A 12,378-nucleotide genomic window follows, 5' to 3' on the forward strand; every position below is an offset into this window, starting at 1 on the left:
GGCTGTTTTTATAGTAAACCGCAATTGTAAATTCGTTTATACCCTGGCATGTGATTCCTTTAATTTACATAACGATATTCCATTAGACTATTTAAAAAATAGACTTCCTGTAACAATTCTTCTCCAACGTTCGTTTCGCGAACCTTTTTCCTCTCTAACTCCTTATCTACCAACCTTTTTACTGATAAAACATCTGCTCCATTTAGTAAAACCTCATCTTTGGAATTAAAATGTTTATGTGCGACAAGTTGCATGCCGTATGAATTAAATAATAACGTGTATCCTGCAATACCTGTGGTTGATTGATAAGCCTTAGAGAAGCCTCCATCTATCACTATCATTTTACCATTTGCCTTAATTGGGTTCTCTCCGTCTATTTCTTTTACTGGTGTATGCCCGTTAATAATATGACCTTGATCTGGATTAAGATCAAATTCTTCAAGAATATCTCGGCAGGTATTCTCGTTTTCACGTAAATAGTAATATGGGTTCTTTCTTTCTTTATGAGTTGCTTTATTCTTAATAAAATAACGTTCAAAAGTGGTCATTTCTCTTTTACCAAAAAGTGATGAATATTGTCCGGTCCACAAATACCAAACCATATCCGTTGCTAGATCGTCTGTTTCATCAGGATGTGCAAACGCATGTCGAAGATAATTTTCAAAAACGTCGAGCAGTTCACGACCTCCATAGGATTTGTTTTCGATCATCATTTCTTCCATATTACCTTTTTCATCTAAAGGAATACATCCATGTATTAATAAGTTCCCGTTGTACTTCAAATATAGAGAACCTTTTTTCATCAAGAAATTCATATGCCTTGCCAGCTTTTCAGAGTGTTGGAGAGAAAAAAGCAGCTTATCGATTACTTCCTCCTCTTCTTCCAATAACTGATCCGGTCGCTCTGGATTAACGGTCGCAAAACAAGTGTTTTCAAGCGGATACGTTTTACCGTGAAGCGTAATGTTATTCTCATCAAAGTCTATTTTCTCAAGCAACAGCCTTTCCGACATATTAAAATACGAGCGCCTCTTTATAATCGGACTTTCAAGTTTGAACTGAATCATAGTTATCGCCTGATGAATTTTGGTAATTTGACATTTTTCATGATTCGATTGCTTTTCATCCGAATCTATTTTAGGTGTAAACGCTGGATTGTCATGATAGTATTTCTCTGCAAGATTTAGTAGCGGTCTAAGATTGATTCCATACACATCTTCAATAATCTCCAGATTGTTATATCTTGCGCATATACGAATGATATTAGCGAGACAAACCTTTGAACCAGCAAACGCACCTATCCATAGAACATCATGGTTTCCCCACTGGATATCAACTGAATGATAATTAATGAGTGTTTCCATAATTTTGTCAGGTTCTGGACCTCGATCATAGATATCCCCTACTACGTGAAGATGGTCAACGACTAATCTCTGAGTCGTATATGCAAGACCAATGATGAGTTTATCAGCTTGTCCGAGGGAAATAATTTGCTGGAGAATTTTCTGGTAATACGTCTCCTTATTTGTAAGATCGTCCGTTTTGTATAGCAGTTCTTCAATCACATAAACAAACTGAGCAGGTAAAGCTTTTCGTAATTTCGAACGTGTATATTTGGAGGACGCATAAGAGATAAGCTTAAGCATCCGCTCTATGATTTCTGCGTACCATTGGAATAATTCTGTTTCATTGTCAAAAGCATTCTTAATTAACTTTATTTTTTCTTCAGGATAATAAACTAAAGTGGCAAATTCATTAATCTCATTCTCTGGTAATATTTCTTCAAAAAGATCAGTTATTTTCTCCTTCACTTTCCCAGAACCGTTTCTTAAAACATGTTGAAAGGCTTGATATTCTCCATGTAAATCACTCACAAAATGCTCCGTACCCTTTGGTAAGTTAAGAATGGATTTAAGGTTGATTATTTCAGTGACTACCTTTTCTTCACTATCATATTTTTGAGCTAATAAATCTAAGTATTTCGTGTTCATGATTATGTATCCCCTTTCAATATTAATGACTATGTAAGTTAAATTACCGTCTTTGTATAATCTATTCTATTAGGTGATCGCATGTTTCTTGATTTCCATGCTCATTCATTACTGCTGAAAGGAAAAGGCACTCACTACTCATCACTTATGTGTGAAGCGATGAATAAACGATTCATTATCTATGATAGTATCACATTTTTATCTACTGAAATAAGAGACTATTATAAAAACTATGTTCGTTCGTATAATTGATCACCTTACATCATTCCACTATGTTCATAACCAAGGTGGAATGATTGAATTTAAAAAGCAGCTTAACTTAAAGGACAAATTAAATATTTGTCCTCCTACATTAAACTGCTTTTCATATCTTATGTTATTTTAACGAACTGTTTTCTCAGCTGCATCAACCGTATGCTTTAGTAGCATAGCAATTGTGACAGGTCCAACTCCACCTGGGACAGGTGTGATATAGGAGGACTTTCTAGCAGCAGCCTCATATTCAACATCCCCGATATTGCCTTTGTTGTACCCGGCATCGAGCACAACCGCTCCTTCTTTGACCCAGTCCCCTTTAATAAATTCTGGTTTTCCTACAGCAGCTATCACAATATCTGCTTGACGAACATGAGAAGCAAGATCTGCGGTCCTTGAATGACACGTTGTAACTGTAGCATTCTGATTTAATAAGAGAGCCGATACTGGTTTTCCTAGAATTGGACTACGCCCAACAACCACAGCGTGCTTTCCTTCAGCTTGAATATCATAATCTTCCATAATTTTCATAATAGCTGCAGGAGTACAGGATGGGAAAGTTCCAAACCCAAGAGCTGTTTGGCCATATCCAGCACTTGTTACCCCATCAACGTCCTTCTCAATAGCAATGGTTTCAAAAGCAAGACGCTCATCAACTTGTGATGGCACTGGATGTTGAAGTAAGATACCGTGTACTGATGTATCATTGTTTAATTCTTCAATAGTTTGAACTAACGTTTCTGTTGTCGTGTCTTCAGGGAGATGAATTTTTTTAGACGTAATTCCTACCCGTTCACAAGCGTTGCCCTTCATTCTCACATACGTTTCAGAAGAAGGATCATCTCCAACTAGAATCGTTACAAGACTTGGTGTAACTTCTTTTTCTTTAAGAGAAGCTACTCTTGTTTTCAGATCTTCCTTTATGCGATTTGCAACTGCTTTTCCGTCTAGAATTTTAGTTTCAATTGTCATTTCTATTCCTCCTGAAAATTGGTAAAGAATGAGGTCACTCACTTCTTCGCCCAGACGACCGGCATTATACACCGCAGCTCCCCTGTGGTTATTTCCACATTTGTCGTCAGTTACTGCAATGAATCGTTTCTACGGATATAGTAGCACAATTCAATGAAAAACAAAAGAAACACACCTGAAAAAGTCATCAAAAGTGAATAAAGAACGTCGCAACACAAGCATCGTTCGTCTTTTTCTAATTTTCAGCTATATTAGCTTATACTATTTATTCTTGATTTTGGCACATTCGAGTGAAATCTTCGTTTCACTCCCCTTTCATTCCAATATGTGCTGATCTATCATAAGACGAGGTAGTTTCATTTCAAATGTAGACCCTCGCCCTTCTTCACTCTCAATTAATAACTCTCCTCCGTGTTGTTCTATAATCTTCAAACACACTGATAACCCAAGCCCAGTACCACTCTCTTTTGTTGTAAAAAATGGTTCCCCTAGTCGATCAATATCTTCTTTAGAAATACCCGCGCCATTGTCGGTAATCCGCACAGATATAAACATCTCTTGAACATCCATACTCAAATGAAGATATTTCGATTGCTCCATATGACTCATTGCTTCAATAGCGTTTTTCATGAGATTAATGCATACTTGCTTCATTTGGTTAGGATTAGCAAAAACAACCGCTTCCTCATCCCCAAAACTCGTTTGTAAAGTCACATCGTTCAATAGAGCATTAGACTCAATCAAGGTCGAGACCTGTTTTAATAAACCTTTCATTTCAACATTCGTAAATAACGTACTATGCGGCTTTGCTAGCGTTAGAAGTTCACTTAGCACTAATTCGATACGTGATATTTCTGAAAAGATTATTTCAAAATACGGCATAGTGGATTCCTTCTTCTCAAGCAGTTGAAGAAATCCTTTTACTGATGTTAGAGGATTCCGAACTTCATGCGCAATGCCAGCGGCAAGCTGTGCAGCTGATGCTAACTTTTCAGATTTAACCGCAAGGGCTTCATTGGTTTTAAGTAATCGCTCTTCTGATTGCTTTCTAAAGGTTTTATCCTTAATCGTTCCTGTCATTCCTTCAAAGCTTCCTTTAGAGCTATATTCATATTTAATAAAGACCTCACACCAGACGAATCCCCCGCCTTTTTTCTGGACCCTGAATTCAAATACGTTAGAATTACCGGCGCCATCTTGGAATCGAGATAATTCTTTATGTAAATTCAGCCGATCATCTGGATGTATATAAGATAAGCTGTATGTGCCTATTGATTCCTGAACGTCGTAACCAGTTAACTCTCCCCACGCTTGATTCAACCAGATCCAACTACCATCTATTCCAGTTTGAAAAACAACTTCGTTTAAGCTGTTTATGACACTATTATAGTTTTCTGATAGTTTACGATATTTTTCCTCACTATCCTTTAATTTGGACAGAAGTATGACAGAGCGATCATAATATGACGAGTACCACCAAACAATTACCATAACTGAGATCGTAAAGAATATGTCCATTAACCAATTGATTTTAATTCCATTAACAGAATAAAGCCAATAATCCCATAATAAAATCGCTATTAAAAACGTTACAACAGATATAATTCTTCCTTTATATCGCTTCATTTCGTCACCATTTCCTAAGTGATTTATTAATTACTAGTTTATTGGAAATGAAGCGTATGTGCAAACACACATGTGCCATTAATAGGATAAAAAAACTCCTTGAATAAGTAATCTTATTCAAGGAGCTATAGGTATGCGCCTTAGAGGATTCGAACCTCTGACCCACAGCTTAGAAGGCTGTTGCTCTATCCTACTGAGCTAAAGGCGCACGATATGAATGGTATTTCATCTCAACAAAAGTATACCATGATTAAAATCAGATTGTGAAGTAGCTTTTAAAACTCTTCTAGAATATGTAATGGAGCGGGTGATGGGGATCGAACCCACGACATCAGCTTGGAAGGCTGAGGTTTTACCACTAAACTACACCCGCAAATATGGCTGGGCTAGCTGGATTCGAACCAACGCATGACGGAATCAAAATCCGTTGCCTTACCGCTTGGCTATAGCCCAATCATGGTGGAGGGGGACGGATTCGAACCGCCGAACCCTGAGGGAGCGGATTTACAGTCCGCCGCGTTTAGCCACTTCGCTACCCCTCCATGATGAAATTGTAATATGGTAGCGGCGGAGGGGATCGAACCCCCGACCTCACGGGTATGAACCGTACGCTCTAGCCAGCTGAGCTACACCGCCACTTAAATTATGTATGGTGCGCCCGAGAGAAGTCGAATCCCTAACCTTCTGATCCGTAGTCAGACGCTCTATCCAATTGAGCTACGGGCGCAAAATATATGGTGCGGGTGAAGGGACTTGAACCCCCACGTCGTAAGACACTAGATCCTAAGTCTAGCGCGTCTGCCAATTCCGCCACACCCGCATATGTTGTGTATCAGCGACGTTTAATAATATACCATTGAACCATTTAATATGTCAATCATTATTCTAAAAAAATGTAGAAAGTTTCTATTGCAAAGAGTGAAAGCGTTGACATGCTCTTCTCCCTCTCATACGATAAGTTGTAGAAAAGGAGCTGTTACATATGAGTTTATCACAGTCCATTACAGGCGCAAAAGAATTCGACAAGAAAGACCCTTTAGCCCATTTTCGTGATAAGTTTTACTTAAATCCAAATACGCTATATTTGGATGGTAATTCACTTGGTCTTCTATCAAAGAATGCAGAAGCCTCCCTTCTTCGATCTCTTGATGACTGGAAGCAACATGGAATTGATGGCTGGTCTGATGGAAAGCAGCCCTGGTTTTATATGGCAGAAAACATCGGTGAGATGACATCAACGCTAATCGGTTCACATGCTTCTGAAACAATTACTACCGGTTCAATTACAACTAACCTTCATCAAATGCTCGCTACTTTTTTTAAACCTTCTGGAAACAAAACAAAAATACTAGCCGATTCTTTAACATTTCCATCTGACATTTACGCTATTCAAAGTCAGCTTGAACTCCATGGATTATCCCCAGAAACTAATTTAATACAAGTTCCGAGCCGTGACGGAAGAACAATCCTGGAAGAGGATATCATTGAGGCCATCGATGAAACTGTAGCCCTTATTCTCCTCCCTTCCGTACTTTATCGGAGCGGACAATTACTAAATATAGAAAAAATTACAAAAGCAGCCCATTCTAAAGGGGTAATCATTGGCTTTGACCTAGCTCATTCAATCGGAGCCATTCCTCATAAACTTCACGACTGGAACGTTGACTTCGCGGTTTGGTGTACATACAAGTACTTAAATAGCGGCCCTGGTGGTGTAGGTGGACTTTTTGTGCACGAAAACCACCTTGGCAGACGACCTGGTCTTGCTGGATGGTTCAGTTCCAAGAAAGAAATGCAATTCGATATGAGCCATACGCTTACTCATGCCGAAACCGCTGGCGCATTTCAAATAGGAACACCCCACATTTTTAGTATGGCTCCTTTAATAGGAGCTTTGGAATTGATGAACGAAGCTGGCATAGATGCGATTCGAGAAAAATCATTGTCTCTTACCAACTATTTAATGTGTCTTATTAAAGAAAATCTTGCTGAAGATGGTTTTACGATCACTAATCCATCAGAAGATGATCGACGGGGTGGGCATATTTGTCTCGAGCACGATGAAGCTGCTCGAATTTGCAAAGCGCTAAAACAAAAAGGCGTCATTCCAGATTTCCGCTCACCAAACGTCATTCGCCTTGCACCAATTGCTCTCTATTCATCATTTGAAGATGTCTATCATGTTGTCCAAATTCTAAAGAGTATTATGATTGAAAAAACGTATCAGCAGTTTTCTAACGAGCGAAACGTTATCGCTTAAGTGAGTATAATTTGGTTTTTCTCCATTCATACTATGTGAAATGAAGGAGGGAAACAGGATGACTCAGCTGAACGAACTTGAACTTCAAAATCTGCGTCACATGATCGGCGGACATGAAACACTCGCAAACAAACTTGATTCCTATGCCAAATCTTGTACTTGTCCGCAGCTTAAGCAAATGCTTCAAAAGGATGCACAAGACGCACGCAACACACAACAACAATTAATCGGCTTCTTAAGTTAAGGAGGGATTTTATGAATGAGAAAGACATGGTAAATGATTATTTGTCCGTGTTGAACAGCAGCTTAAGTAATTACGGGAGCGTCATTTCTCAAGCTGACAATCAACAACTTCGTCAGGCTCTTCAACAAATTAGAAATACCGATGAGCAGCGACAGTATAACCTTTATCAATACGCTAAACAAAAAGGGTATTATCAGCCAGCTGCCCCAGCACAAACCAATGAAATTCAACAAGTTAAAAACCAACTAACAGCTCCGCAGCAACAACAGAATAATCAGCCTCCCCAGGTCCATTAATCCAGAGCCGGTGAAAACCGGCTCTGTGTCTTTATGCTCATTTTTTCATAATTTTGTAAATAGCGTTTCAGCCTCCCTTTATATGGATAATTAAATGAGTATTACCTATAGGGAGAGATTGATATGGACTATATTCTTAATGCAATAACTGAATTTTCCGCGTTCATCTGGGGTTATCCTATGATGATTTTACTCTTAGGCGGTGGATTATTTTTAACAATCCGCCTCGGCTTCTTTCAAATAATCTTTTTTCCCCACGCTTTAAAACATACCATCGGTAAAATTTTCAAAAAAGAAAAAGGTGATGGAACAATTTCTCCATTTCAAGCCTTTGCCTCCGCTCTCGCATCTACTGCAGGTGCTACAAACATTGTTGGGGTTCCTGTGGCAATCGCTTTTGGAGGACCTGGCGCTATTTTCTGGATGTGGATTGTCGCAATTATTGGAATGTCAACAAAATTCTCAGAAATTGTTCTTGGGATCAAATACCGAGAGGAAGACAAAAACGGCGTTTATGTTGGTGGCCCAATGTATTACATAAAAAAAGGCTTGGGATGGAAGTTCGCTTCATCTCTATTCGCTTTTGGACTGATGATTGAAATCATTCCAAGTGTCATGGTCCAAACTAACTCCATTTCAACACTCTCAGAAAGTTCTTTTGGATTACCGACCTGGATAACAGGTGTCTTATTAATTATCCTTATATCAATTGTTGTATTCGGTGGAATACGTAGAATTGGTTCTGTAGCTGAGAAGATTGTTCCATTCATGGTACTTACATATATTGCAGGCGCTATCGGCGTTATGGTGATTAATATAGAAGAGTTTCCAGCTGTTATGAACCTTATTTTCGTACATGCTTTTCAACCGATCTCAGCAGCTGGAGGTTTTGCCGGAGCTGGTTTTGCTGCAGCTGTTAGATGGGGCCTTGCTAGAGGGCTTTATTCAAACGAAGCTGGTATGGGTACGGCGTCTATTGCCCATTCTGCTGCACATACGCCTCATCCATGTAGACAGGGATTATGGGGCATTTTCAGCGTCTTTATCGATACAATCGTTCTCTGCACAGTAACAGCTTTTACAGTGCTTCTTTCCGGAGCTTGGAAAGACGTTAAACCCTCAAATGCAGCTGATATGGTTTCAGATGCTTTCTCTGGACTAATGGGAGCTACATGGGGCCCCATCTTTGTTTCCTCCCTCCTTTTAATTTTTGTTATCAGTACGATAGGTGTCCTTGTCTTTTATGGTGAGAAACAAGCTGAATACTTATTTGGCACACCCTTTTCTAGAGTAATGCGATTTGTTTATATTATTTCTATTTTTGTTGGGGCTATAGGAGGACTTCAATTTGTTTGGGAGCTAGTCGACATTACACTCGCCTTGTTTGTTATCCCAAACGTTATTGCGATCTTATTCCTTAGTAAGGAAGTGAAAGAACTAACAGATGACTACAAATTAAATTTCTTAAAGCAAGCCCAAACGAATGACAAAGGCATTAGTTCTTAAGAAATTTACATGGGACATTCACCTAATTTAGGTTCCTCTCCGCTCCTGCCTATATCTTTTCTAGACGGAAACATACAGTGGTAAAGAAAGAGAATTTAAAGGGGGACCTAATATGTATCATGCAAACAATGCACCATACGGAAATGAGCCTTACCAACCAGTAGCTGGAGCTTCTTACGGCATGCCTTGTCACCGACCAGCTGGAAATGGCTTTGCGCTAATTGTTGTACTATTTATCCTGCTTATTATAGTAGGTACAGCTTTTATTAAATGTTAGTTTTTAACAAGCAAGAGCCACTTGGTTCTTGCTTTTTTTATTTACGCTATGTTAGCTTAATTTTCGATTTATAGTTCATTCATTTTTTGGTGAGTCAAAAATCAAGAACGTTCGTTCCATGTCCTTTCCTGAACAATTGTTCCAATTAACATTGCCTGTTATAGTGATAAAGAATGTATGATGAAAGAAGTGAGACAATGAAAACCTTATTAATCGATATGGATTCGGTTATATGTGACCTTATGTCTGAATGGCACCGGAGATACAATCATGATTACAATGACGACTTGTCTGTTGAGAAACTTGAATGCTGGCGATCTGAAGACTATGTAAAAAATGAGTGTGGAGATAAAATTTATGAATACCTTGATCAGCCAGGTCTATTTCTTCAACTCAAGCCTCTACCACATGCTATTGAAGTAATGGAACGTCTTTCATCCGTGTATGACGTAATGATTGTCACGAGTAGCCGTACATATGCTTACACTGAAAAAGAACAATGGGTAGAAAAACACCTTCCGTTTATCGGCAAAAGAAATTTGATTTTCTCGCATAGAAAAGAAATGATTCGCGGAGATTTATTATTTGATGATGCTCCTCACAACCTCATCGCATTTAAAAATTCAGGGAGAATGGCCATTGCGATGAACTATCGTTATAATCAATATGTCGACGTCCCTCGCGTGAATAACTGGTTGGAATTTGAAGAGTGGCTTTCAACATGGAAGTGAGGGTACAGTGGTGACTCAACGAACAGATTTGCTAATAATCGGTGGAGGACCCGCTGGAATTTCTGCTGGAATATGGGCTAAAAGACTAGGCATTAATCATTTATTGCTTGAAGCAAAGGATAGCCTTGGGGGGCAATTAAGTACAATCTATAATCAAATTGTAGACTACCCAGGTATGGTGGTTGCAAACGGTCAGGTTCTACAGGAACAGTTCATAAAACATGCTGAGGAAATCAAATGTGATTATGTTACAAACACTTGCGTTAAGTCGATCGATTGGACTAATCGGATACTTCAAACAGCAGAAGGCAATTCATATACATTTCGCTCTTTGCTTATTGCTTCAGGGTCTTCCCCACGTAGGCTAGATGTTCCTGGTGAACAAGAAATGATCGAGCAAAATGAAGTATACTCGGCAACTCGAGATAAATTGAAATTCAAAGGCAAACATGTTGCTGTAATCGGGGGCGGAGACCGCGCATTCGAAGGAGCTCTTCTTCTTGCTGAAGCTGGGGCTCAAGTTACACTAATACATCGTTCTGATTGTTTTAAAGCTCGTAAGGAATACAAAGAACCTGTCATGCTCCACCCTAACATCGACATACTTACAAAAACATTTATTACACAAATAGATGGAAAAGGAAAGAAGAAACTATTCCTCGCTGACGAAGATCATCACTTTACAATGGTGGTAGATGGTCTGTTCATTCGAATTGGTGTTAAACCAAACACTGAACCTTACGAGGATGGCATTGACGTCGATCAGGAAGGATACATTCGATGCAACCCTTATGGTGAAACATCTCTGCCATTCGTCTATGCTGCAGGAGATGTTTGCACTAGACCGCTGTTATCAAGTATCGCCTCCTCAGTTGGACAAGGAATGACCTCTGTCAAACAGCTATCGTTCTTTCTTGAAAATTAAAAAAGGACCCTGAGGTCCTTTTTTAGTTTTCAATGTTAGGTTTGAAAGTTGATTTTAAGGAAAAGTTCGATGTCTTTTTTGAGAAGAGTGACTTCTTCCAAAAAATAAAGAAAGTAAAATTACCACAAAAACGCCGATCCCAAAATAGAAAATGTTTTCACTAGACAGCAATGATGCTGTTTCCTCATCTTTTACTTTTGCTGCTGGTTTTGTTTCAGTTTCCACTATTGTCGCATCTTTGTCTTCTTCTAAAGAATTCACTTCAAGAAAATCAGCATCCAGAATGGAGACATATGAATCCCCTTTACTTTCAAGAATATTGTTATCAGATATGGTAAGATCTAGCTCGTCATCTCCAACTTGATAAAGGGTCATATCCTCAGAAAGACTATATTCCTCATTATTTCCAAATCCTAATTCAGTCCCCTTCTTAAACTCAACCGGCGTGAAAGCATTAAACCCATAGTTAAGCATGGATAATGTGTCCTGATAAGCGATTTGATCATCGTTTGCTTTCATCGTAACAGCAATCAATTCTTGACCGTCTTTTGATGCGGTTGTCACTAAAGTGAAGCCAGACTCTGAGACATACCCATTTTTTCCACCTGTAACAAAATCATAATCGAGTAAGAGTCGATGATGGTTAATAAGCGTCGTTTCCCAATCTTCTCCAACCCATTCTAATTTTTTGATTCCTATCACAGATCGAAACTGCTCATTTTTCATGGCGTACTGTGTTATTCTAGCCATATCTTCTGCAGTCGTTACATGATTCTCATTAAAAAGTCCATTTGGGTTAACAAAATTCGTATTTTTGACACCAATTTCTTCACGTAAAAATTCGTTCATATCTTCAGAAAACGATTCCACGCTTCCACTTAAATGCTCAGCTATAGCGATTGCAGCATCATTTCCGGAATTAACCATCATTCCTTTAACTAATTTTTCTAACGAAACGATTTCTCCTTCTTTCAAATACACCCTAGTACCATCTGCTTTACGTGCACGCTCGCTTACCGTTACCATATCATCCATCTCTCCGGATTTAACAGCCATAAATGCAGTCACAATTTTTGTAATACTCGCTGGGTACATTTCGTCATCGCCATTCTTATTAAAAAGAATTTGTCCTGTTTTGCCATCGATCAGTATAGCGGTTTCGCTTCTTACATTTGGTGGTTCCTGTGCTTGCGTTACTGATGGAAATAAGCTTACAGTTAAACATATGACCATTATAAGATACGAATAGTGTTTTAGAATCATGGAAGCTCCTCTTTCTTTAAAATGCTATTTAA

Annotated in this window: 11 protein-coding genes, 7 tRNA genes and 1 riboswitch; of the genes, 7 read left to right on the forward strand and 11 right to left on the reverse strand. The window is 38.8% G+C overall.

What is annotated here, in order from left to right; translation table 11 throughout:
* Positions 1–59 precede the first annotated feature (59 nt).
* The 10 genes from fbp to IQ283_RS20330 all read right to left on the reverse strand — a co-directional run bounded on the left by fbp (position 60) and on the right by IQ283_RS20330 (position 5,664).
* Positions 60–1,991 carry a fructose-1,6-bisphosphatase gene (fbp, locus tag IQ283_RS20285; RefSeq protein WP_194221871.1) on the reverse strand — a complete coding sequence of 644 codons (1,932 nt, stop codon included), beginning with the start codon at positions 1,989–1,991 and terminating at the stop codon, positions 60–62.
* 381 nt (positions 1,992–2,372) lie between these two features.
* Positions 2,373–3,218, reverse strand: a complete 846-nt coding sequence (locus tag IQ283_RS20290; RefSeq protein ID WP_194221872.1) for a bifunctional 5,10-methylenetetrahydrofolate dehydrogenase/5,10-methenyltetrahydrofolate cyclohydrolase — start codon at positions 3,216–3,218, stop codon at positions 2,373–2,375.
* A gap of 41 nt (positions 3,219–3,259) precedes the next feature.
* Positions 3,260–3,342: riboswitch (ZMP/ZTP riboswitch) on the reverse strand.
* Between the two features lie 191 nt (positions 3,343–3,533).
* Positions 3,534–4,844, reverse strand: coding sequence for an ATP-binding protein (locus IQ283_RS20295; RefSeq protein ID WP_194221873.1), 1,311 nt, complete (start codon positions 4,842–4,844; stop codon positions 3,534–3,536).
* 134 nt (positions 4,845–4,978) lie between these two features.
* A tRNA-Arg gene (locus IQ283_RS20300) sits at positions 4,979–5,052 on the reverse strand.
* A gap of 91 nt (positions 5,053–5,143) precedes the next feature.
* Positions 5,144–5,217: transfer RNA gene (locus tag IQ283_RS20305), tRNA-Gly, on the reverse strand.
* 5 nt (positions 5,218–5,222) lie between these two features.
* Positions 5,223–5,297: transfer RNA gene (locus IQ283_RS20310), tRNA-Gln, on the reverse strand.
* Positions 5,298–5,301: 4 nt separating this feature from the next.
* Positions 5,302–5,386: transfer RNA gene (locus IQ283_RS20315), tRNA-Tyr, on the reverse strand.
* A 17-nt stretch (positions 5,387–5,403) separates the two neighbouring features.
* Positions 5,404–5,480: transfer RNA gene (locus IQ283_RS20320), tRNA-Met, on the reverse strand.
* Positions 5,481–5,494: 14 nt separating this feature from the next.
* A tRNA-Arg gene (locus IQ283_RS20325) sits at positions 5,495–5,571 on the reverse strand.
* 8 nt (positions 5,572–5,579) lie between these two features.
* Positions 5,580–5,664 (reverse strand) — tRNA-Leu (locus tag IQ283_RS20330).
* 162 nt (positions 5,665–5,826) lie between these two features.
* Between IQ283_RS20330 and kynU the strand changes: the two genes are divergently transcribed.
* The 7 genes from kynU to IQ283_RS20365 all read left to right on the forward strand — a co-directional run bounded on the left by kynU (position 5,827) and on the right by IQ283_RS20365 (position 11,083).
* Positions 5,827–7,104 carry a kynureninase gene (gene kynU / locus IQ283_RS20335; protein WP_194221874.1) on the forward strand — a complete coding sequence of 426 codons (1,278 nt, stop codon included), beginning with the start codon at positions 5,827–5,829 and terminating at the stop codon, positions 7,102–7,104.
* 58 nt (positions 7,105–7,162) lie between these two features.
* The gene (locus IQ283_RS20340) at positions 7,163–7,348 is read left to right on the forward strand and encodes a hypothetical protein (RefSeq protein ID WP_194221875.1); all 186 of its coding nucleotides are present in this window, start codon (positions 7,163–7,165) and stop codon (positions 7,346–7,348) included.
* Positions 7,349–7,359: 11 nt separating this feature from the next.
* Positions 7,360–7,644, forward strand: coding sequence for a spore coat protein (locus tag IQ283_RS20345; RefSeq protein ID WP_194221876.1), 285 nt, complete (start codon positions 7,360–7,362; stop codon positions 7,642–7,644).
* A gap of 123 nt (positions 7,645–7,767) precedes the next feature.
* Positions 7,768–9,150, forward strand: coding sequence for an alanine/glycine:cation symporter family protein (locus IQ283_RS20350; protein ID WP_194221877.1), 1,383 nt, complete (start codon positions 7,768–7,770; stop codon positions 9,148–9,150).
* A gap of 112 nt (positions 9,151–9,262) precedes the next feature.
* Positions 9,263–9,427: a YjcZ family sporulation protein gene (locus tag IQ283_RS24445; RefSeq protein ID WP_370314233.1), complete on the forward strand. Its 165-nt coding sequence runs from the start codon at positions 9,263–9,265 to the stop codon at positions 9,425–9,427.
* A 197-nt stretch (positions 9,428–9,624) separates the two neighbouring features.
* On the forward strand, positions 9,625–10,158 hold the full coding sequence (locus IQ283_RS20360) for a 5' nucleotidase, NT5C type (protein ID WP_194221878.1): 534 nt from the start codon (positions 9,625–9,627) through the stop codon (positions 10,156–10,158).
* Positions 10,159–10,168: 10 nt separating this feature from the next.
* Entirely contained in the window at positions 10,169–11,083 is a 915-nt protein-coding gene (locus IQ283_RS20365) for an NAD(P)/FAD-dependent oxidoreductase (RefSeq protein WP_194221879.1), read from the forward strand.
* A gap of 54 nt (positions 11,084–11,137) precedes the next feature.
* On the opposite strand, the gene IQ283_RS20370 is transcribed toward IQ283_RS20365, so the two are convergent.
* Positions 11,138–12,346 carry a D-alanyl-D-alanine carboxypeptidase family protein gene (locus IQ283_RS20370; protein ID WP_194221880.1) on the reverse strand — a complete coding sequence of 403 codons (1,209 nt, stop codon included), beginning with the start codon at positions 12,344–12,346 and terminating at the stop codon, positions 11,138–11,140.
* Between the last annotated feature and the right edge of the window lie 32 nt (positions 12,347–12,378).

It is taken from the genome of Pseudalkalibacillus hwajinpoensis, from assembly GCF_015234585.1.
GTDB classification, from domain to species: Bacteria; Bacillota; Bacilli; order Bacillales; family Guptibacillaceae; genus Guptibacillus; species Guptibacillus hwajinpoensis_B.